This window comes from Mangrovimonas sp. ST2L15 (genome assembly GCF_001280515.1).
Classification (GTDB): domain Bacteria; phylum Bacteroidota; class Bacteroidia; order Flavobacteriales; family Flavobacteriaceae; genus Mangrovimonas; species Mangrovimonas futianensis.
The window spans coordinates 1-282 of the sequence record NZ_LBIQ01000020.1 but is presented as its reverse complement, the minus strand read 5'-3'; the positions used below and the strand labels follow the sequence as shown (position 1 = coordinate 282).

1 protein-coding gene is annotated in these 282 nt (G+C 48.9%); it reads right to left on the bottom strand.

The genetic code is table 11. The features are described 5' to 3' along the window. Positions 1–282 (bottom strand): hypothetical protein (locus ZA07_RS16120; protein ID WP_197276688.1); only part of this gene is annotated, 282 nt, incomplete at both ends.

Sequence of the window (282 nt, the reverse complement as noted above, 5' to 3'; positions counted from 1 at the left end):
TGGCATCACATTCTACGGTCACATCGGCAGGAACGCCAACAAGCACCGGAGGCGTGTTGTCCTCCACGGTAATGGTTTGGGTTTGTGTTGTTGTATTGCCATCGTTATCAGTTACGGACCATTCACGGATGATAGTTCCAACACCATCATTGACAGTATTGGTAGTTTCTGAATAGCTAACTGTAAGGGTTGTATCACAGTTGTCTGTTGCGGTAACCACAGCAGGAGCGGGTATAGCATCACATTCTACGGTCACATCGGCAGGAACGCCAACAAGCACCG